Raw genomic sequence first — 683 nt, 5'->3', positions numbered from 1 at the left:
AAACAACAAAAGAAGAAGCTGGACGGATTTTTTCTGACAGATTACAAGGAACAGAGGTTTCTGAGGAAGCTGAGAAGAAATTTAAGACATATACGCTTCAGTTTCTTTGCGGTTTGTATGCGGAGCTCGATTGGGCGATGCAGTTTCATATCAACGCTTTAAGAAACACGAATACAAAAATGATGAAAAGGCTCGGACCTGATACAGGCTATGATTCTATGAACGATGAAGAAATTGCTAAGCCTTTATACAAGCTTCTGAACTCAGTTGAGATGAAGAACCAGCTGCCGAACACGATTTTATATTCACTGAATCCAAACGATAACTATGTCATCGCCAGCATGATCAACAGTTTTCAGGACGGTATTACCCCGGGAAAAATACAATTCGGCACAGCCTGGTGGTTTAACGATACTAAAGACGGGATGCTCGACCAAATGAAAGCGTTATCAAATGTTGGCCTTTTCAGCCGTTTTATCGGCATGCTCACCGATTCCAGAAGCTTTCTTTCGTATACGCGCCACGAATATTTCAGGCGGATCGTCTGCAATTTGATTGGAGAATGGGTGGAAAACGGCGAAGTGCCGCGCGATATGGAGCTTCTGGGAAGCATCGTTCAGGGGATTTGCTATGACAATGCGAAACACTACTTTCAATTTCAAGAAGAGAAAGCAAACGTGTAA

1 protein-coding gene is annotated in these 683 nt (G+C 42.8%); it reads left to right on the top strand.

Translation table 11 applies throughout. The features are described from left to right. Window positions 1–683: glucuronate isomerase (locus ACWHAR_RS27675; protein ID WP_452088515.1), on the top strand; the 683-nt coding region annotated here is incomplete at its 5' end.

This window comes from Bacillus sp. LR--39 (genome assembly GCF_053613335.1).
The sequence above is the reverse complement of the archived record's forward strand: the minus strand, read 5'-3'. Positions and strand labels throughout refer to the sequence as shown.